Source organism: Streptomyces sp. RK62 (assembly GCF_018070255.1).
Taxonomy (GTDB): Bacteria; Actinomycetota; Actinomycetes; order Streptomycetales; family Streptomycetaceae; genus Streptomyces; species Streptomyces nigra.
This window is the reverse complement of sequence record NZ_JAGPYD010000018.1, coordinates 1-18,319: the sequence shown is the minus strand read 5'-3', so window position 1 is coordinate 18,319 and position 18,319 is coordinate 1. Positions and strand designations below refer to the sequence as shown.

18 protein-coding genes and 1 pseudogene are annotated in these 18,319 nt (G+C 72.5%); 9 read left to right on the top strand and 10 right to left on the bottom strand.

Annotated features, from left to right (window positions below):
* Window positions 1-93: 93 nt before the first annotated feature.
* The 8 genes and pseudogenes from araD to KBY32_RS30020 all read right to left on the bottom strand — a co-directional run bounded on the left by araD (window position 94) and on the right by KBY32_RS30020 (window position 7,272).
* A complete protein-coding gene (araD, locus tag KBY32_RS30055; protein ID WP_210982321.1) occupies window positions 94-1,824 on the bottom strand; it encodes an L-arabinonate dehydratase in 1,731 nt (576 codons plus the stop codon).
* The gene (locus KBY32_RS30050; protein WP_210982320.1) at window positions 1,821-2,729 is read right to left on the bottom strand and encodes a dihydrodipicolinate synthase family protein; all 909 of its coding nucleotides are present in this window, start codon (window positions 2,727-2,729) and stop codon (window positions 1,821-1,823) included. The genes araD and KBY32_RS30050 overlap by 4 nt, the downstream gene beginning before the upstream one ends.
* Entirely contained in the window at window positions 2,726-3,394 is a 669-nt protein-coding gene (locus KBY32_RS30045; RefSeq protein WP_210982319.1) for a GntR family transcriptional regulator, read from the bottom strand. The genes KBY32_RS30050 and KBY32_RS30045 overlap by 4 nt, the downstream gene beginning before the upstream one ends.
* 187 nt (window positions 3,395-3,581) lie before the next feature.
* The gene (locus tag KBY32_RS30040; protein WP_210982318.1) at window positions 3,582-4,178 is read right to left on the bottom strand and encodes a TIGR03086 family metal-binding protein; all 597 of its coding nucleotides are present in this window, start codon (window positions 4,176-4,178) and stop codon (window positions 3,582-3,584) included.
* 75 nt (window positions 4,179-4,253) lie between these two features.
* Window positions 4,254-4,695: pseudogene (locus KBY32_RS30035) on the bottom strand (DUF6010 family protein).
* Window positions 4,696-4,811: 116 nt separating this feature from the next.
* The gene (locus tag KBY32_RS30030) at window positions 4,812-5,603 is read right to left on the bottom strand and encodes an ABC transporter permease (RefSeq protein WP_115506151.1); all 792 of its coding nucleotides are present in this window, start codon (window positions 5,601-5,603) and stop codon (window positions 4,812-4,814) included.
* Window positions 5,600-6,562, bottom strand: a complete 963-nt coding sequence (locus tag KBY32_RS30025; protein WP_210982317.1) for an ATP-binding cassette domain-containing protein — start codon at window positions 6,560-6,562, stop codon at window positions 5,600-5,602. The genes KBY32_RS30030 and KBY32_RS30025 overlap by 4 nt, the downstream gene beginning before the upstream one ends.
* A 35-nt stretch (window positions 6,563-6,597) precedes the next feature.
* Window positions 6,598-7,272 carry a DUF4097 family beta strand repeat-containing protein gene (locus KBY32_RS30020; protein ID WP_210982316.1) on the bottom strand — a complete coding sequence of 225 codons (675 nt, stop codon included), beginning with the start codon at window positions 7,270-7,272 and terminating at the stop codon, window positions 6,598-6,600.
* Between the two features lie 228 nt (window positions 7,273-7,500).
* Here KBY32_RS30020 and KBY32_RS30015 point away from each other — a divergent pair, with 228 nt between their 5' ends.
* On the top strand, window positions 7,501-8,232 hold the full coding sequence (locus KBY32_RS30015; RefSeq protein WP_210982315.1) for a helix-turn-helix domain-containing protein: 732 nt from the start codon (window positions 7,501-7,503) through the stop codon (window positions 8,230-8,232).
* Between the two features lie 63 nt (window positions 8,233-8,295).
* A complete protein-coding gene (locus KBY32_RS30010) occupies window positions 8,296-9,525 on the top strand; it encodes an MFS transporter (RefSeq protein WP_210982314.1) in 1,230 nt (409 codons plus the stop codon).
* On the opposite strand, the gene KBY32_RS30005 is transcribed toward KBY32_RS30010, so the two are convergent.
* Both KBY32_RS30005 and KBY32_RS30000 read right to left on the bottom strand, forming a co-directional pair.
* Window positions 9,462-10,628, bottom strand: a complete 1,167-nt coding sequence (locus KBY32_RS30005) for a hypothetical protein (protein ID WP_210982313.1) — start codon at window positions 10,626-10,628, stop codon at window positions 9,462-9,464. The genes KBY32_RS30010 and KBY32_RS30005 overlap by 64 nt on opposite strands.
* On the bottom strand, window positions 10,625-11,572 hold the full coding sequence (locus KBY32_RS30000) for a 5-dehydro-4-deoxyglucarate dehydratase (protein WP_210982312.1): 948 nt from the start codon (window positions 11,570-11,572) through the stop codon (window positions 10,625-10,627). Before KBY32_RS30000 ends, KBY32_RS30005 begins: the two co-directional genes overlap by 4 nt.
* Before the next feature lie 266 nt (window positions 11,573-11,838).
* On the opposite strand from KBY32_RS30000, the gene KBY32_RS29995 reads away from it, so the two are divergent.
* The 7 genes from KBY32_RS29995 to KBY32_RS29965 all read left to right on the top strand — a co-directional run.
* Window positions 11,839-12,648 carry an NAD(P)-dependent oxidoreductase gene (locus tag KBY32_RS29995; protein WP_210982311.1) on the top strand — a complete coding sequence of 270 codons (810 nt, stop codon included), beginning with the start codon at window positions 11,839-11,841 and terminating at the stop codon, window positions 12,646-12,648.
* Window positions 12,649-12,949: 301 nt separating this feature from the next.
* A complete protein-coding gene (locus KBY32_RS29990) occupies window positions 12,950-13,720 on the top strand; it encodes a DeoR/GlpR family DNA-binding transcription regulator (protein WP_210982310.1) in 771 nt (256 codons plus the stop codon).
* Window positions 13,721-13,806: 86 nt separating this feature from the next.
* Window positions 13,807-15,177 (top strand): sugar ABC transporter substrate-binding protein, encoded by a 1,371-nt coding sequence (locus tag KBY32_RS29985; protein WP_210982309.1) that lies wholly within the window; start codon window positions 13,807-13,809, stop codon window positions 15,175-15,177.
* On the top strand, window positions 15,174-16,112 hold the full coding sequence (locus KBY32_RS29980; RefSeq protein WP_055621424.1) for a carbohydrate ABC transporter permease: 939 nt from the start codon (window positions 15,174-15,176) through the stop codon (window positions 16,110-16,112). Before KBY32_RS29985 ends, KBY32_RS29980 begins: the two co-directional genes overlap by 4 nt.
* Window positions 16,109-16,957, top strand: a complete 849-nt coding sequence (locus tag KBY32_RS29975; RefSeq protein WP_210982308.1) for a carbohydrate ABC transporter permease — start codon at window positions 16,109-16,111, stop codon at window positions 16,955-16,957. The genes KBY32_RS29980 and KBY32_RS29975 overlap by 4 nt, the downstream gene beginning before the upstream one ends.
* Complete coding sequence (locus tag KBY32_RS29970) at window positions 16,954-17,943, top strand: zinc-dependent alcohol dehydrogenase family protein (RefSeq protein ID WP_210982307.1); 990 nt, start codon at window positions 16,954-16,956, stop codon at window positions 17,941-17,943. The genes KBY32_RS29975 and KBY32_RS29970 overlap by 4 nt, the downstream gene beginning before the upstream one ends.
* Before the next feature lie 190 nt (window positions 17,944-18,133).
* Window positions 18,134-18,319 (top strand): hypothetical protein (locus tag KBY32_RS29965; RefSeq protein WP_210982306.1); only part of this gene is annotated, 186 nt, incomplete at its 3' end.

Genomic DNA, 18,319 nt, shown 5'->3' with positions numbered 1-18,319 from the left:
GACTGTTCTCCGATCTGGTACGGACGTGCGTACGGCGTGCGGGAAGCGCTTTCCATGCGGGCAGGGCTGTGCGCGGTCGTGTCGTGCCGCCGGTCAGCCGGCGTAGGGGTCGGCGGTCCGGCCGGGCCCGGCCAGGAACCGGAAGTCGCAGCCGGTGTCGGCCTGGGTGATCTGGTCGTCGTAGAGCGCGCCGTAGCCGCGCTCGGAGCGGGCGGGCGGCGGGCTCCATTCGGCCCGCCGGCGTGCCAGCTCCTCGTCGGGGACGTCGAGACGGAGGGTGCGGGCCTCGACGTCCAGGGTGATCGGGTCGCCGGTGCGCACGAGGGCGAGCGGCCCGCCCACGTACGACTCGGGGGCGATGTGCAGGACGCAGGTGCCGTAACTCGTGCCGCTCATCCGGGCGTCGGAGATCCGGACCATGTCCCGGACGCCCTGCCGCAGCAGATGGCCGGGGATGGGGAGCATGCCGTACTCGGGCATGCCGGGGCCGCCCTTCGGGCCGGCGTTGCGCAGCACCAGCACACTGTCGGCGGTGATGCCCAGCTCCGGGTCGTCGATGGTGCGCTGCATGGTCCGGTAGTCGTCGAAGACGACCGCGGGGCCGGTGTGCTTGAGCAGCTGCGGTTCGGCGGCGATGTGCTTGATGACGGCGCCGTCCGGGCAGAGGTTGCCGCGCAGCACGGCGACCCCGCCCTCGGGCGCGACCGGGTTGTCCCGGGGGCGGATGACGTCGTCGTCGTGGACGGCCGCGCCCTCGATCCGCTCCTGGAGAGTGCCGCTGACCGTCGGCCGGTCCAGGTGCAGCAGATCGGTGATCCGGGAGAGGAAGGCGGGCAGCCCCCCGGCGAAGTGGAAGTCCTCCATGAGGTACGTCCGTCCGCCGGGCCGGACGTTGGCCAGCACCGGCACCGTGCGCGCGAGGCGGTCGAAGTCGTCGAGGGTGAGCCGGACACCCGCGCGGCCGGCCATCGCGATCAGATGGATGACGGCGTTGGTGGACCCGCCGAGGCCGAGGACGGTGGTGACGGCGTCCTCGAAGGCCTCCCGGGTGAGCACGGTGGACGGGGCGAGCCCGGTCCAGGCCAGCTCGACCGCGCACCGCCCGGAGGCGGCGGCCATCCGCTCGTGCCCCGAGTCGACGGCCGGGATCGAGGACGCGCCCGGCAGGGTCATGCCGAGGGCCTCGGCCGCCGCGGTCATCGTGGAGGCGGTGCCCATCGTCATGCAGTGCCCGGGCGAGCGGGCCAGTCCGCTCTGCAGTTCGCGCAGTTCGCAGTCGGTGAGGTTGCCGGCGCGGTGCTCGTCCCAGTACTTCCACATGTCGGTGCCGGACCCGAGGGTCTCGCCGCGCCAGTGGCCCGGCAGCATCGGCCCGGCCGGGACGAAGACGGACGGGATGTCGGCCGAGGCGGCGCCCATGAGCAGCGCCGGGGTCGACTTGTCGCAGCCGCCGAGCAGCACCGCCGCGTCGACCGGGTACGACCGCAGCAGTTCCTCCGTCTCCATCGCGAGCAGGTTGCGGTAGAGCATGGGGGTCGGCTTCTGGTACGTCTCCGACAGCGTGGACACCGGGAACTCCAGCGGGAAGCCCCCGGCCTGCCAGACGCCCCGCTTCACGGCCTGCGCACGGTCCCGCAGATGCGTGTGGCAGGGGTTGATGTCGGACCAGGTGTTGACGACGGCGATCACCGGGCGGCCCCGGTACTCCTCCGCCTCGTAACCGAGCTGGCGCATCCGGGCGTTGTGCGACCAGGTGCGCAACTGGCCCTCGGCGCCGTACCACTGGTGGCTGCGCAGCTCCTCGGGGCGTCTGCGGGCGGTCACGCCGACCACCCCGCGGCTATCGCGGCGACCTCGGCGCGCTCGCCCTCGGGCAGGGTGCGGCCGGGCGGGCGGACGTCGCGGCGGCACAGGCCGAGCGAGGCGAGGGCCTCCTTGACGACGGTGACGTTGTCGGCGGAGCCGTTCGCGGCCCGCATCTCCTCGAAGCGGCGGATCTGCTCCCAGACCTTCATCGCGGCCGGGTAGTCCCCGGCCCGCAGCGCCTCGATCATGTTCAGCGACACGGCGGGGGCCACGTTCACCAGCCCCGAGGTGAAGCCGGTGGCACCGGCCGAGAAGTACGACGGCGCGTACGGCTCGGCGAGCCCGGCGACCCAGACGAAGCGGTCCAGGCCCGCGTCACGGGCGAACGCGGCGAACCGGGTGGCGTCCGGGACGGCGTACTTCACACCGACGACGTTCGGGCAGTGGTCGGCGAGTTCGGCCAGGCGCGCCCCGGGCAGCTGGGCGTTGCGGATGTACGGCACGACGCCGAGCCCGGGCACGGCGGAGGCGATGGCGCGGTGGTAGTCGACCCAGCCGCTCTGCGAGACGTAGGGGTGGACGGGCTGGTGGACCATGATCATGGCGGCGCCGAGCTCGGCGGCGTGCCGGGCGGAGGCGACGGCGGTGGGCACGTCGTGGCCGACGCCGACGAGGACTACCGCGCGGTCGCCCACCTCGTCCAGGGTGAGTTCGGTGACCAGGCGCCGCTCCTCGGGAGTGAGGGCGTAGTACTCGCCGGTGTTGCCGTTGGGCGTGAGGGTGGTGACTCCGGCGTCCAGCAGCCGGCGCAGCAGGGCGCGGTGGGCGTCCTGGTCGACGGTGCCGTCCTCGGCGAACGGGGTCACGGGGATGGCCACCACGTCGGCGAGGGCGGCCCGCTGGGACTCGAACGTCGCGGTCATGCCCGACCGCCCTCCTCCCGGCCGTCGTCCCCCGTGTCCGGGAAGGCCCGCTCGACGAACGACGCGATGTGGGCGTGCAGGGCGCGCGCGGCGCCGTCGGCGTCACCCGCGAGGGCGAGCCGCAGGATCTCCCGGTGCTCACCGGCCTCCCGCTCCCAGGAGGGGGAGGCGGCCCAGGCGACGGCGGAGACGAGGGCCGCCTGGTCGCGGACCTCGTCGAGCATGCGGCCGAGCAGCGGGTTGCCGCACGGCAGGTACAGGGCGCGGTGGAACTCCCGGTTGGCGAGCGAGCGTTCGGCCGTGTCCTCGGCCTCGTCGGCGCGGGTCAGGGCGGCGCGGGCCGCGTCGAGGGAGGCGCCGCGCCGCACGGCCCGCTTCAGCGCCTCGGGTTCCAGCAGGAGGCGCACGTCGTAGATCTCGCGCGCCATGTCGGCGTCCACCATGCGCACGGTGACGCCCTTGTACTGGTTCATCACGACCAGCCCGGTCCCGGCGAGCGTCTTGAGCGCCTCGCGCACCGGGGTCTTGGACACCCCGAACTGCGCGGCGAGTTCGGTCTCGACCAGAGCCTGGCCGGGCGTCAGCCGCCCGGTGAGGATGCGGCGTTTGATCTCCTCCAGCACGTACTGCGTACGGGAGGGGATCGGCGTGGGCACAGAGGTCATGCGCGCCTCTCGGATCTCGCGAGCGCGGGCTCGCACAGGGGGATCCCTCGGGGGATCGCATATCGCGTCTCATATATGACGTACGAAGTACGACGCGATGAAGGTAGGAGGGGGCGCAGGGTTCGTCAATGCTTCTGACAAAGGAAGTGGGGGGCGGCGGCACGGGTGCGGGGCCGCCGCCCGGTGCTCAACGGCCGGGACGCCAGCCGGGGTTCCGCCCGCTCAGGCCCACCGCCCGGTCCAGCAGCGGCGCGTCGTCCGGCACCGGCACGACCGGTCCGAAGACGCCGTCGTCCCCGGGCCCGGCCTCGTCGGCGGCGGCCCACAGGAACGCGTAGGAGGCCCGGACCGCCGCCGGGTCGGGGTCGTACGGCTGCCCGGTGGCGCGGGCCAGGTCCCAGCCGTGGATGACCAGTTCGTCGGCGGCCACGGCGCCCGCGACGGCACCGGGCATCTCGATGCCGCCCGCGCGGGTCGTCCCGGTCCACGGGGCCGGGGCGCGCCACACGTCCGCCAGCTCGTCGAGCACCTTGGGCAGCTCCTCGCGCCAGCCGGGCCCGATGTCCGGTACGGCGGAGTCCGGGGCGGTGTCGGTCGTGGCACCGAAGTCCTTGCGGCCGGCGTCGCGGAAGGCGACGGACAGCCCGAGCAGATGCCCCAGCAGATGACGGACGGCGAGGTCCGGGCAGGGCGTCGGCGCCGCCAGCTGGTCGTCCCGTACGGCCAGGGCGAGCCGGGCGACGGCAAGCGCCTGCGGTCCGAGGTCGAGAGTCGTGTCCGTCATGAGCCGGCTCCTCACAGATCGATCGTGTGAAGGGTGGACCCACGCCGGGCGCGGAACTCATCGGTGCCGGGGCCCTCAGCGCACGGCGTCCGCCGCCCAGGCCGGGTCCTCGCCCCGCTCCCCCGCCCCGCGCCACCGTCGCAGCAGCTCACGCGGGGTCCGGCCGCCCGTGAAGCACCACAGGGCGATCACCGGGTCGCAGATCGCGCAGCCCAGGGAGGAGGTGTCCGCGAACGGGATGATCGGGTTGCCGTGCAGGTGGTGGACGGCGTCCCAGGCGGTGTGCAGCAGCCAGGCGACGCCCACGAAGGTCCAGGAGTCCAGTCCCCGGTACGCGACCCAGGTGACCAGGGCGGTGAACGCGAACTCCCAGCCGCCCAGCCCGCCGCCGCTCAGATAGGCGGCGCCGGCCCCGGCCACCATGACGGCGTTGAAGCGGCGCCGGTGCGGCTCCCGGATGAGCGACATCAGGAGGACGTAGACGAATTCCGACGCCGATCGGCGCGACGTACTGCATGCGAAGTGCCTTCTTGTGTGCAGCGGTTGGACCACTCGGACGGGCACCACGCTAGGAACGGCTGCGGTCCTCCCCCAGGGGGAGGACCGACAGGTTCCGACGGGTTTCCGCCGGGGTCACTTCGGCTCGGCGTCGAACCGGGCCCGGCACCAGCGGTGACCGAGCACCGCGAGGCCCAGGCACCAGGCGAGGGCCAGCCAGCCGTGGTGGCCGATGCCGGTGCCGAGGAGCAGTCCCCGCAGGGTCTCGATGGCCGGGGTGAACGGCTGGTACTCGGCGACCGGACGGAACCAGCCCGGCATCGCGTCGAGCGGGACGAACGCGCTGGACAGCAGCGGCAGCAGGATCAGCGGCAGCGCGTTGTTGCTGGCGGCCTCCGCGTTGGGGCTGACCAGGCCCATGCCGACCGCGATCCAGGTGAGCGCGGTGGCGAAGAGCACGAGCAGCCCGAACGCGGCGCACCACTCCAGCACGGTGGCGTCGGTGGAGCGGAACCCGATGGCCACGCCCACCGCGCCGACCACGATGACGCTGGCCACCGACTGGATGACACTGCCGACGACATGCCCGACGATCACCGAGCCGCGGTGGATCGCCATGGTGCGGAAACGGGCGATGATCCCCTCGGTCATGTCGTTGGAGACGGAGACCGCCGTGCCGACCGTGGTGCTGCCGATGGTCATGAGCAGGATGCCGGGGACGATGTACGCGATGTACGCGGAGCGGTCCGCGGCCCCGCCTCCGATGCCGGCGCTCATGGTGTCGCCGAAGACGTAGACGAAGAGCAGCAACAGCATGACCGGCGTGAGCAGCAGGTTCAGTGTGAGCGACGGGTAGCGCCGGGCGTGCAGGAGGTTGCGGCGCAGCATGGTCGAGGAGTCGCGTACGGCGAGGGACAGGGTGCTCATCGGGCGTTCTCCTCGGTCGGGGAGGGGATGACGGCGTCGCCGGTCAGGGCGAAGAAGACGTCGTCGAGGTCGGGGGTGTGGACGGTCAGCTCGTCGGCCTCGATGCCGAGGGAGTCGAGCCGGCCGAGAAGGGTGTGCAGCTCGCGCTGGCTGCCGCCGCTCGGGATCTGCAGCGCGAGGGCCTCGTCGTCCGGGTGGACCCCGCCCAGTGCGGCGCGGGCGCCCCGGTAGGCGGCCGGGTCGGTGAAGCGGAGCCGGACGTGGCCGCCGGGGACCAGCCGCTTCAGCTCCTCGGCGGTCCCCTCGGCCGCGATCTTCCCGTCGTTCAGCACGGCGATCCGGTCGGCGAGTTCGTCGGCCTCCTGCAGGTACTGGGTGGTGAGGAGGACGGTGACGCCGTCGGCGACCAGCGCGCGGATGATCTGCCACATGGAGTGCCGCGAGCGCGGGTCGAGACCGGTGGTGGGCTCGTCGAGGAAGATGATCCTCGGGTCGCCGACCAGCGTCATGGCGATGTCCAGGCGCCGCTTCATACCGCCCGAGTAGGTGGACGCCGGCTTCCCCGCGGCCTCGGTGAGGTCGAAGCGCTCCAGCAGCTCGGCGGCGACCCGCCGGCCCTCCCGCCGGGGCAGGTGGTGCAGGTCGGCCATGAGGAGCATGTTCTCCTCGCCGGTGATCAGGCCGTCCACGGCGGAGAACTGCCCGGTGACGCCGATGGCGGCGCGTACGGCCTGGGGGTCGGTCGCGAGGTCGTGGCCGGCGACCCGGAGGGTGCCGCTGCCGGGGTCCGGCGGGATCAGGGTGGAGAGGATCTTGACGGCGGTGGTCTTCCCGGCGCCGTTGGGCCCGAGCAGCGAGAAGATCGTGCCTCGCGGGACGGTCAGGTCGATGCCGTCGAGGACGGTCGTGCCGCCGTAGGACTTGCGCAGGTCGTGCGCGGTGATGGCCGCGTCGCTCATGAGCGGGTTCCCCCTGTGGGTGTGTGGCGTGGGTGTCAGAGGCTGCGGGCGGTGATGTCGCCGTAGCCGGTGGTGGCGTGGATCTGGAGGGCGGCGCCGGCGCCGTCGGCGTTCCTGAGGCTGTTGTGGACACGGCCGTAGGCGGTGCCGGCATCGAGGGCGGCGGAGACGTCGCGGGCGGCGCCGACGGTGACGGCCCCGTGCCCGGTGCGCAGGGTGACCTCGCCGTGGACGGCCTCGGTGACGGCGATGTCGCCCTTCTCGGTGCTGATCTCGGCGGCGCCGCGCAGCCGCCCGACCGTGATGTCGCCGGCCTGGAGGGCGAGGCGGGCACTGTCGGCCTCGTCGACCTTGACGGTGGCCTGGGCGCCCTCGAAGGCGAGGTCGCCGAGGCGTCCGACGCCGCGCAGCTCGGCCAGGGATGCCTTGGCGTCGACACGGGAGCCGGCGGGGAGCCGGACGGTCACCTCGACCGAGCCGGGGTCGCGCAGGGAGCGCATCCCGGACGGCGTGGCGGCGGTGACGCTGAGGACGCCGTCGGCGCAGGTGACGTCGATCCGCTCGGCGGCCTCGACGTCACGGCCGCGGGACGCGTCCGCCGGCCGCACCTCGACGGTGGCGTCGCGCCGCTCGCCGGCGATGAGCTGGAGACGGCCCGCGGGGACGTCGAGGACGAGGGCGATCGGGGCGGGGGCGTCGAAGGTGTGCATGGGTTCTCCCAGGTGTTGTACCGGCTGTTTCCGACAACCGAAACGCTACGTTGCGTTCATGGAGTGGGCAACATGCTTGTTGCATCAGAAACCCATAAGCACAGCTCATCGCCACTATTTCGTTGCAATGGAGCTGAGGACAATGCAACGACATCTCCCTCGTTCGTTGCAACGAGATGGACCCGAACGCTACGCTGACCCCCTACGCGCACGGAGAAGGAGAACCCGATGCCGGGAGGCAGGCTCACCCAGCAGGAACGCCAGCGGATCGCGACGGGGCTCGCGGACGGCCTGGCCTACGCGGAGATCGCGAGGAGCCTCGACCGGCCCACGTCGACGGTCACGCGCGAGGTCATGCGCAACGGCGGCCCCACCGAGTACCGCGCGGACCTCGCCCACCGCGCGGCCGAGCGCCGGGCGCACCGGCGCCGTACGGCCTCGGCTCCCGACCCTGCGTCCGGCCCGCTGCCGTACGGGCGCGACGAGGACGCCGTCGCCGAGTACGAGGAGCGGTTCACCACCGTGATGATGGGCTCGGGCCTGGCCAAGACGATGTCCCGGGTGATGGTCTGCCTCCTCACCAGCGACACCGGCAGCATGACGGCGGCCGACCTCGCGAAGCGGCTGGGGATCAGCCCGGCCACCGTCTCGAAGTCGATCGCGTTCCTGGAGAGCCAGTCCCTGGTCCGCAGAGAGCGCGACGAGCGCCGGCGCGAGCGGTACGTCATCGACGAGGACCTCTGGTACCAGTCGATGATCGCCAGCGTGCGGTCGCTGGAGGAGCAGGTGGAGCTCACCCGCGAGGGCGTGGACGTGCTCGGGCCCGGCACCCCGGCGGCCGTCCGGCTGGAGAACGTCAGCCACTTCCTGCAGTACGTGGCCGAGAACCTGGCCCGCGCCGCCGAGCAGGCCCGCGAGGTCCTCCACGCGAAACCGTCCTCAGAGACCGCCGGGGACTGACGACGCGGAACAGGGCGTCCGCCCGATGCCCGCACCCCCGCCTCAGCCCCACCGTGGGCGGGCATGAAGCACACCGTCTCCCGGACGCTCCCCCGCGTCCTGCGTCGTCGCGACGCCCGCCTGTGTCTCGCCGCCGTCCTGGTCTCCGGCTTCGGCACCTCCGCGCTGTGGCTGGTGGCCGGGGTGTGGGTGAAGGACCTCACCGGCTCCGACGGGCTGGCCGCCCTGTGTCTGCTCGCCCTGTGGGCGCCCACCGCCGCCGGCCCGGTCCTCGGCGCCCTGGCCGACACCGTCCGCCGCGGGCCGCTGCTGATCGGCCTCCATCTGCTCCCGGCGGCGCTTCTCCCCGTCCTCACCGCCGTCGACTCGCCGGGGCGCGTCTGGCTCGTGTTCGCGGTCCTGTTCGTCTACGGCGCCGTGGGCGTCGTGCAGGACGCCGCCGAGTCCGCGTTCGTCGCCGGTGCCGTCCCGGCGTCCCTGCTCGGGGAGTTCAACGGGCTGCGCATGACCGTCTCCGAGGGCCTGAAGCTCGTCGCTCCCCCGGCGGGCGCCGTCCTCTACGGGGCGTACGGCGCGGACCCCGTCGTCCTGCTCGACGCCGCCTCCTTCGTCCTCGCGGCCGGACTGTACGCCTGCCTGCGGGTGCCCGAGCCGCCACCGGCCCTAGGGGAGCGGGTGCGGATCGGGGAGGGCGCCCGGCACCTGTGGAGGCACCCACGGCTCCGCCCGCTCGTCCTGGCCGGCGGTGCCACCATGCTGTGCGCCGGGGTCAACGGGGCGGCCCTGTACGCCGTGATCGACGCCCTGGGGCACGCGCCCGCCTACGCCGGGGTGCTGTACGCCGTCCAGGGCGCCGGTTCGGTGGTGGCCGGGCTGCTGGCGGGCCCGGCGCTGCGCCGTCTCGGCGCACATCGGCTGGCCGGGTACGGCATCGCGGTGACCGCCGTCGCGGCGGGGCTGCGGGCGGTGCCGTCGGACGCGGTGGCGCTGCCGTGCTCGGCGGCGATCGGCGCGGGGCTGCCGTGCGTGCTGATCGCCGCGTTCACGGCCGTGCAGCGCGAGACGCCGGACGCGCTGCTCGGCCGTACCGCCGCCACCGCCCACACGCTGGTCCTCGCGCCGAACGCGGTCGGGCTGGCGGTGGGGGCCGCCCTGGTCGAGGCGGTGGACGTGGCGGTGCTGCTCGCCGTCCTGGGCGTGGTGTGGGCGGCGAGCGCGGCACTTCCGCGTCAGAGCGCGGCGAGCCCCTCCCGCACGGCCGACAGGTCGTCGTCCGACGCCAACCCGGCGTGATACAGCCGCAGTTCGGTGGCGCCCCGGTCCCGTGCGCGGGCCGCGTCCGCGGCGAGCGTGCCGGGGCTGCCGCCCATCCCGGAGACCACCTGGAGGTTGGCCGCGAGGACCGCGCCCTCGCGGCCCTGCTCCGCGAACGGGGCGAGCAGCCGCGGACCGCCCGCGCAGGGCACCACCACGCCGTCCGCGACGGAGAGGATGTGCGCGGGGTCCACGCCCGCGTTGGCGCCGCAGTGGTAGGTGACCGGGTCGGCGTGGAGCAGCACCTGGAATCCGGCGGGGGCGGCCCGGCGGACCGCCGCGACCGTGTCCTCCTGGAGGGTGCGGGCGGTGTCGTCGCGCCACGCGCGCGTGGCCGCCGCGTACTCCTCGCCGAGCAGCTTCTCCACTCCGGGCCAGCCCCCGTCGGCGGCCGTGCCGCGCCACAGGGGTTCGAGGGCGGCGCGTACGGCGGCGGCGAGCGCGTCGGCGTCCAGACCCCGTGACCCGTAGCCCCGCGCGCAGTCCGGGCAGAAGCAGAGCGACATCAGGTACTGCCCGGCGTCCCCGAGCGCGATCCCGGCGGTCTTGTCGTGGGCGTGCAGATGCTGGAGCCCGTACCAGCCGAGGGATTCCAGCTCGGTGCCGCGCGCCCCGGACCGTACGGCGGCCTCCGCGGCGAGGTCGACGACGTACGCGCGCGTGGCGGGCTGCGCGATGCACGGGGCCCACGGGTAGCGGTCGCCGTAGGCGTTGACGACCGAGGTGGCCGGATGCTCAACGCCCATCCGGGAGTTGTGCGCGAGCACCACCCAGGTGTGCACCTCCAGACCGGCGTCCATGAGCGCGGCGGCGGCCTCGCCGAAGGCGTCGCCGGGCGCCCAGTCGCCCGCCGGGTACGGGCGCGGCACGCGGCCCGCCCAGCGGCCGTCGTCCATCGGGTAGAGCACGGCCGCGTGGTCGGCGGTGACGACGCGGTGGCGGGGGTGGCGCGGGGTGAGGGTGCGGGTGGAGTGGTAGGCCGAGGCGAGCGTGGCCTGCCGTACGCCGAGGCCGGCGATGCGGCCGGGTGCCTCGGGGTCCCCGTTGACGTCCCAGGGGTAGACGAACGCCGACGCCTTCACCGGGTCCCCTCCGCGTCGAGGAGGGTGTGGCCGCGCTCGATGAGCTGGGCGAGCTGTTTGAGGTGGTCCTCGGCCGGTTCGTGCAGCGGCGGTCGGACCTCCCCCACGTCGAGGCCGCGCAGCCGTACGCCGGCCTTGACGAGGGCGACGGCGTATCCGGGGCCCTGCGCCCGCAGTTCGACGAACGGGCGGTAGAAGCCGTCGAGGAGGCGCCCGGCGGTGTCCTCGTCGCCGTTGTGCAGGGCCCGGTAGAAGGCGAGGGCGATCTCGGGGGCGAAGCAGAAGACGGCGGAGGAGTAGAGGGTGACGCCGAGGGCGCGGTAGGCGAGCTGGGTCTGCTCGGCGGTCGGCAGGCCGTTGAAGTACAGGAAGTCGCCGGGCGCCTCGGTGCGGACGGCGCTGACGGTCCGCTGCATGAGGTCGAGGTCGCCGAGGCCGTCCTTGAGGCCGATGATCCCGTCCGTGCGGGCCAGTTCGACGACGGTGTCAGGGGTGAGGACCGCGTTGTCGCGCTGGTAGACGATGACGGGGAGCGCGGTCGAGGCGGCCAGTGTGCGGTAGTGCCGCAGCAGTCCCTCCTGCCCGGCGACGACGAGGTACGGCGGCATCGCGAGCAGCCCGTCGGCGCCCGCCTCCTCGGCGAGCGCCGCGTACCGCACGGCGAGGGCGGTGCCGTAGCCGGTCCCGGCGACGACCGGCACCCTGCCTTCGGCGGCCTCGACGGCGGCCCGTACGCAGGCCTGGAACTCCTCGGGGGTGAGGGCGTGGAACTCACCGGTCCCGCAGCAGGCGAAGACGGCAGCCGCCCCGTCCTCGACACCGCGGCGGACATGCGTGCGGTAGGTGTCGAGGTCGACCGATCCGTCGGGGCCGAAGGCGGTGACGGGGAAGAACAGGGGCCCGCCGGGAATGCTCAGGCGTGCGGCGAGAGGGGCTGGCGTCACGGGCTCTCCCTAGAACAGGCGCTCACGTTTCTGATCCACGTCCATATTCTTGAACGATGTCAGCCTAAGGAGCGCCGTCGAGGCCGGTCAAGCGCGCATTCGTGCGGACCGGCGGCGAATCGGCGCACTTCGCGGGAGACTTGACGCGATCGGCGACGGCTCCTTAGCGTGTCCGCCAGTGTCCACGCATGTGAATGCGGTCCAAGCATGCGCACCGCGATCCCACCCGAGCCCGACCGTGCCGCGCCGACCCCAGGAGCCCGAGGATGCCCGCACCCCGCACCGTTCTGCTCACCGGCGCCGCCGGCGGCCTCGGCACCCTCATGCGCGGCCTGCTCCCGGCGTACGGCTACGACCTGCGGCTGCTCGACATGCGCCCCATCGAGGACGAGCCGGACGCGATCGTCGCCGACCTCGCCGACCGGGAGGCGCTGCGCGAGGCCGTCCGAGGCGTCGACGCGATCATCCATCTCGCGGGCATCTCCCTGGAAGCCCCGTTCGAGAAGATCCTGCGCGCCAACATCGAGGGCACCTACCACCTGTACGAGGCCGCCCGCGAGGAGGGCGTCGGACGGATCGTCTTCGCCTCCTCCAACCACGCCGTCGGCTTCACACCCCGCCCCCAGGGCGACGACCCGCTGATCCCCGTCGACACCCCGCGCCGCCCGGACACCTTCTACGGGCTGTCCAAGTGCTTCGGCGAGGACCTGGCCCAGCTTTACTGGGACAAGCACGGCCTGGAGACGGTGTCCGTGCGCATCGGCTCCTGCTTCCCCGAACCCACCAGCGTCCGGATGCTCTCGGTGTGGATGAGCCCCGCCGACGGCGCCCGGCTCTTCCACGCGGCCCTGACCGCGCCGGACGTCGGGCACACCGTCGTCCACGGCTCCTCCGCCAACACCCGCCTGTGGTGGGACCTCACCAGCGCCCGCGCCCTCGGCTACGAACCGCGGGACGACTCCGAGCCGTACGCCGCGAAGCTGATCGCGGAGCAGGGCGAGCTCGACCCGGAGAACATCGCGCACGCCCACCTCGGCGGCCACTTCGTCAGCGACCCGCCGATCTGGCCGTACTGACCGGAACGCATCGGCCGGAACACGGCGGGCGGGCACCGAACGGGCCCGCCCGCCGCCGTGTTCGGGCACCGGCCGCGCCCGAAACCACGCCGCCACCCACAACCCCGCAGGTCCGAGACGGGCACACCGCACCGTGAACGGGCACATACGGGCAGCATCGGGCGCGCAACAGAGCTGGTCAGTGCCGGGCACCCGCTGTAGAACTTTCCCCCAGGGACACCACCGGGCCCGAACGGGCACCGGACGGACGGGTCCGGAGGCGAACCAGCCGGGCATCGGCGACGGAAGGCAAGGGTCGGGCATGAGCACGAGAACGGCCGAGGACCGGCAGCGCGAGATCGTGCTGGCCGCACGGCGCGACGGCTCCGTGGACGTCACCGCGCTCGCCGCCGAGCTGGGCGTGGCGAAGGAGACCGTGCGCAGGGACCTGCGGGTCCTGGAGGACCACGGGCTGCTGCGCCGCACCCACGGCGGCGCCTACCCGGTGGAGAGCGCCGGCTTCGAGACGACGCTCGCCTTCCGCGCCACCAGCCATGTCCCCGAGAAGCGCCGGATCGCGGCCGCCGCGGCCGAGCTGCTCGGGGACGCCGAGACGGTCTTCGTCGACGAGGGCTTCACCCCGCAGCTCATCGCCGAGGCCCTGCCCACCGACCGGCCGCTGACCGTGGTCACCGCGTCCCTGCCGGTCGCGGGCGCCCTCGCCGGGTCCGAGCACGCCTCCGTGCTCCTGCTCGGCGGGCGGGTCCGGTCCGGCACCCTCGCCACGGTCGACCACTGGACCACCAAGATGCTGGCCGGCTTCGTCATCGACCTGGCGTACATCGGCGCCAACGGCATCTCCCGCGAACACGGCCTCACCACGCCCGACCCGGCGGTCAGCGAGGTCAAGGCCCAGGCCATCCGCGCCGCGCGCCGCACCGTGTTCGCGGGCGTGCACACCAAGTTCGGGGCGGTCAGCTTCTGCCGGTTCGCCGAGATCGGCGCGCTGGAGACGATCGTCACGAGCACCCTGCTCCCGTCCACCGAGGCCCACCGCTACGCGCTCATGGGGCCGCAGGTCGTCCGCGTCTGACGCACCACCCCCCTCCCCACGGGGCACCGCCACATCGTCGGCCGCCCCTTATCTCCCCATAAGTCCCTCACGTCCAGGAGCGATCCATGCGAACCCAGAGCCGACGACGGCCACCGCGAGCCACGCTCGCCGCGGCCGCCGCAGGGACGCTGCTCGCCCCGCTGCTCTCCGGCTGCTGGACCGGAGCGGGCGGGGCCGGCTCCGGGGGTGACGCCATCAACGTCCTGATGGTCAACAACCCCCAGATGACCGAGCTCCAGAAGCTCGCGCCGCGCTTCACACAGGAGACCGGCATCAAGGTCAACTTCACCGTCCTCCCCGAGAACGACGTCCGCGACAAGATCAGCCAGGACTTCGCCAACCAGGCCGGCCAGTACGACGTCGCCACGCTCTCCAACTACGAGATACCGATCTACGCCCGCAACGGCTGGCTGAAGGAGATGGACTCCTACGTCGGCGAGGACCCCGGCTACGACGAGCAGGACGTCCTCAAGCCGATGCGCGAGTCCCTCACCGGCGACGACGGCAAGCTCTACGGCCAGCCGTTCTACGGAGAGTCGTCCTTCCTGATGTACCGCAAGGACGTCTTCGAGAAGGCGGGCCTGACGATGCCGGCGCACCCCACCTGGCAACAGGTGGCCGAGTTCGCGGAGAAGACGGACGGCGCCGAACCGGGCATGAAGGGCATCTGCCTGCGCGGACTCCCCGGCTGGGGCGAGGTGATGGCCCCGCTCACGACGGTCGTGAACACCTTCGGCGGCACCTGGTTCGACAAGGACTGGAAGGCGCGCCTCGACTCCCCCGAGTGGAAGAAGGCGACGAAGTTCTATGTCGACCTGGTGCGGGAGCACGGCGAGTCCGGCGCGGCCCAGTCCGGCTTCGCCGAGTGCCTGAACAACATGACCCAGGGCAAGGTCGCCATGTGGTACGACGCCACCTCGGCGGCCGGTTCCCTGGAGGCGGCCAAGTCCCCGGTGAAGGGCAAGGTCGGTTACGCCCCGGCGCCCGTCGAGAAGACCGAGTCCTCCGGCTGGCTCTACACCTGGGCCTGGGGCATCCAGGACGCCTCCCGCAACCCCGACAAGGCCTGGAAGTTCGTCTCCTGGGCGTCGGGCAAGCGGTACGAGCAGCTCGTCGGCGACGAGTTCGGCTGGTCCAACATCCCGGCCGGCAAGCGCGCCTCCACCTATGCCAACCCGGACTACCGCGCGGAGGCGGCGGCCTTCCAGGAGATGACGAAGGAGTCCATCGAGGGCGCCCGCCCGAAGGACCCGGGTGTGCAGCCGCGGCCCGCGCCCGGCATCCAGTTCGTCGGCATCCCCGAGTTCACCGACCTCGGCACCAAGGTCTCCCAGGAGATCAGCGCGGCCATCGCCGGACGCCAGTCCGTCGACTCGGCCCTGAGGAAGTCCCAGCAGCTCGCCGAGAAGATCTCCGAGGAGTACGAGGGGCGATGACAGCGACCACCACGGCCCCCGTGGCCACACCGTCCGTACGCACCACCCGTCCGCCCTCCGCCCGGCTGCGCAACTGGGCGACCAGGGCACCCCTGCTGCCCGCGCTGATCTTCATGATCGTGGTGACCCAGCTGCCGTTCGTGGCGACCCTGGTCATCTCGTTCTTCGACTGGAACTCCCTCTACCCGGACGCCCGGAAGTTCGCCGGCCTCGGCAACTACCAGGAGGTCCTCACCGACGCCGACCTGCGTCACTCGGTGTGGACGACCGTGCTGCTGACGGTCGCGGTGGTGCTGGCCAGCCTGGTCCTCGGGCTGCTGCTCGCCCTGCTGCTCGACCGCCGCTTCAAGGGCCGCGGAGTGGTCCGCACCCTGCTGATCGCGCCGTTCCTCGTCGTACCGGTCGCCGCCGCACTGCTCTGGAAGCATGTGCTCTACAACCCTGAATACGGCCTTTTCAATGGGCTGTTGCACTATGTGGGCGGCCCACAGCCGGACTGGATCTCCAACACCCCGCTGCTCGCGGTGGAGGCCTCCCTGGTGTGGCAGTGGACGCCGTTCATGATGCTGATCCTGCTGGCCGGCCTGCAGAGCCGCGACCACGAGCAGATCGAGGCGGCCCGCGTCGACGGCGCGAGCGACTGGCAGATCTTCCGCCATCTCACGCTTCCCCACCTGCGCCGCTATCTCGAACTCGGCGCCCTGCTGGGCTCGATCTACATCGTCCAGAACTTCGACGCGGTCTTCACGCTCACGTCCGGGGGCCTCGGCACCGCCAACCTCCCCTACACCGTCTACCAGAGCTTCTACCAGGCCCATGAGAACGGCCTCGCCTCGGCGGCCGGTGTCCTGGTGGTCATCGGCTCGATCATCATCGCGACCTTCGCGCTGCGCGTGGTGTCGTCCCTGTTCCGCGAGGAGGTGTCACGCGCATGAGCGCCGTGGCCGTACGACGTCCCAGCCGCCGCAAGGGAACGGGCCTCGGCCTGGTGGCCTGGCTGCTCGGGATCGCGTTCTTCCTGCCCATCGCCTGGATGGCGCTGACGTCCTTCCACTCCGAACAGGACGCGGCGACCAACCCGCCGTCCTTCGCCGCCGCGCTGACCCTGGACGGCTACCGCGAGTTCTTCGGCGCGGGCGGCGGCGCGAGCCCCTGGCCGGCCCTGGTCAACTCGGCGGTGGCGTCACTCGTCTCCACCCTGTTCGTCCTGGCCCTCGCCCTCCCGGCGGCCTACGCGCTGTCGATCCGCCGGGTGCGGAAGTGGACGGACGTCCTGTTCTTCTTCCTGTCGACGAAGATGCTGCCGGCCGTGGCGGGTCTGCTGCCGCTGTACCTGTTCGCGAAGAACACCGGCATGCTCGACAACATCTGGCTGCTGGTCATCCTCTACACCTCGATGAACCTGCCGATCGCGGTGTGGATGATGCAGTCGTTCCTCGCCGAGATCCCCGTCGCCGTGATCGAGGCGGCCCGGGTGGACGGGGCGCGGCTGCCGACGGTCCTCACCCGCGTGGTGGCCCCCATCGCCCTGCCGGGCATCGCCGCAACCGCTCTGATCTGCTTCATCTTCAGCTGGAACGAACTGCTCTTCGCCCGGGTGCTCACCGGCGTGGTCGCCGAGACCGCACCCGTCTTCCTGACCGGCTTCATCACCAGCCAGGGCCTGTTCCTGGCCAAGGTGTGCGCCGCGTCGCTCGTCATCTCCCTGCCGGTGCTCGCCGCGGGGTTCGCCGCCCAGGACAAGCTGGTCCAGGGCCTGTCGTTGGGAGCCGTGAAATGAAGGCCGCCGTCATCGAGTCCGTGGGCAAGGCCGTCGTCGCCGAGGTCCCCGACCCGACGCCCGGCCCGCGCGAGGTCGTCGTCGAGGTCGCCGCGTGCGGCCTGTGCGGCACCGATCTGCACATCCTTCAGGGCGAGTTCGCGCCCGAGCTGCCGATCGTGCCCGGGCACGAGTTCGCGGGCGAGGTCGTCGGGGTCGGCACCGGTGTCACGGAGCTGTCCGTGGGCGACCGGGTGGCCGTCGACCCGTCCCTGTACTGCCACGAGTGCCGTTACTGCCGTACCGGGCACAACAATCTGTGCGAGCGGTGGGCGGCGATCGGCGTCACCACGGCGGGCGGGGCCGCGCAGTACGCGGTCGCTCCGGTGGCGAACTGCGTGAAGCTCCCCGAACACGTCCGCACCCAGGACGCGGCCCTCATCGAGCCGCTGTCCTGCGCGGTGCGCGGCTACGACGTGCTGCAGTCCCGCCTCGGCGCGCACGTCCTGATCTACGGGTCCGGCACGATGGGGCTGATGATGCTGGAGCTGGCGAAGCGGACGGGTGCGGCGAGTGTGGACGTCGTGGACGTCAACCCGGCCCGGCTGGAGACGGCCCGGTCTCTCGGCGTCTCGGCGTCGGCCGCCGGCCCCGACGAGCTGGACCGCCCACAGGGGTGGGATCTGGTGATCGACGCGACGGGCAACGCGGGGGCGATCCAGGACGGGCTCGGCCGGGTGGCGAAGGCGGGCACGTTCCTGCAGTTCGGCGTCGCCGACTACGCGACGCGCGTGGAGATCGATCCGTACCGGATCTACAACCAGGAGATCACCATCACGGGGTCGATGGCCGTCCTGCACAGCTACGAGCGCGCGGCGGAGCTCTTCGCGAACGGGGTCCTCGACCCGGACGTCTTCATCAGCGACCGCCTCCCGCTGGACCAGTACCCCCAGGCCCTGGACCAGTTCGCGTCGGGAGTGGGCCGCAAGATAGTGGTGGTGCCGTAGCAAGTCCCCTCGCCCCCGCCGCCCCTACCCGTCCCATCCCGGGGGCTGCCGCCCCCGGCCCCCCGCTTTCGGCCCTGAAGGGGCCTCGTCCTCAAACGCCGGACGGGCTGAAGGTCAGCCGTCCGGCGTTGCGACAGCCCCCGGGAAAACCTTTGGGCGCCCGCGCCCCCACGCCCGTACCATCCGCCGCATGCCCAAACCGAGCGGCTTCGCGTACGAGGCCCACCCCGACGGAACCGTCCACATCACCCACCACTGCCGCCGAGCCACCGTCCTGCGGGGCGACCGGGCCGCCCTCTTCCTCGCCGAGGTCACCACCGACCCGCAACTCGTCATGGCCCGCTGGACCGGCAACTACCGCCGAGGCAACGAACGC

What these genes read in the sequence shown, in the direction of transcription:
- KBY32_RS30050 (WP_210982320.1), bottom strand. Translation starts at nt 2,729, where the DNA reads ATGACCGCGACGTTCGAGTCCCAGCGGGCCGCCCTCGCCGACGTGGTG.
- KBY32_RS30045 (WP_210982319.1), bottom strand. Translation starts at nt 3,394, where the DNA reads ATGACCTCTGTGCCCACGCCGATCCCCTCCCGTACGCAGTACGTGCTG.
- KBY32_RS30040 (WP_210982318.1), bottom strand. Translation starts at nt 4,178, where the DNA reads ATGACGGACACGACTCTCGACCTCGGACCGCAGGCGCTTGCCGTCGCC.
- KBY32_RS30030 (WP_115506151.1), bottom strand. Translation starts at nt 5,603, where the DNA reads ATGAGCACCCTGTCCCTCGCCGTACGCGACTCCTCGACCATGCTGCGC.
- KBY32_RS30025 (WP_210982317.1), bottom strand. Translation starts at nt 6,562, where the DNA reads ATGAGCGACGCGGCCATCACCGCGCACGACCTGCGCAAGTCCTACGGC.
- KBY32_RS30020 (WP_210982316.1), bottom strand. Translation starts at nt 7,272, where the DNA reads ATGCACACCTTCGACGCCCCCGCCCCGATCGCCCTCGTCCTCGACGTC.
- KBY32_RS30015 (WP_210982315.1), top strand. Translation starts at nt 7,501, where the DNA reads ATGCCGGGAGGCAGGCTCACCCAGCAGGAACGCCAGCGGATCGCGACG.
- KBY32_RS30010 (WP_210982314.1), top strand. Translation starts at nt 8,296, where the DNA reads ATGAAGCACACCGTCTCCCGGACGCTCCCCCGCGTCCTGCGTCGTCGC.
- KBY32_RS29995 (WP_210982311.1), top strand. Translation starts at nt 11,839, where the DNA reads ATGCCCGCACCCCGCACCGTTCTGCTCACCGGCGCCGCCGGCGGCCTC.
- KBY32_RS29990 (WP_210982310.1), top strand. Translation starts at nt 12,950, where the DNA reads ATGAGCACGAGAACGGCCGAGGACCGGCAGCGCGAGATCGTGCTGGCC.
- KBY32_RS29985 (WP_210982309.1), top strand. Translation starts at nt 13,807, where the DNA reads ATGCGAACCCAGAGCCGACGACGGCCACCGCGAGCCACGCTCGCCGCG.
- KBY32_RS29980 (WP_055621424.1), top strand. Translation starts at nt 15,174, where the DNA reads ATGACAGCGACCACCACGGCCCCCGTGGCCACACCGTCCGTACGCACC.
- KBY32_RS29975 (WP_210982308.1), top strand. Translation starts at nt 16,109, where the DNA reads ATGAGCGCCGTGGCCGTACGACGTCCCAGCCGCCGCAAGGGAACGGGC.
- KBY32_RS29970 (WP_210982307.1), top strand. Translation starts at nt 16,954, where the DNA reads ATGAAGGCCGCCGTCATCGAGTCCGTGGGCAAGGCCGTCGTCGCCGAG.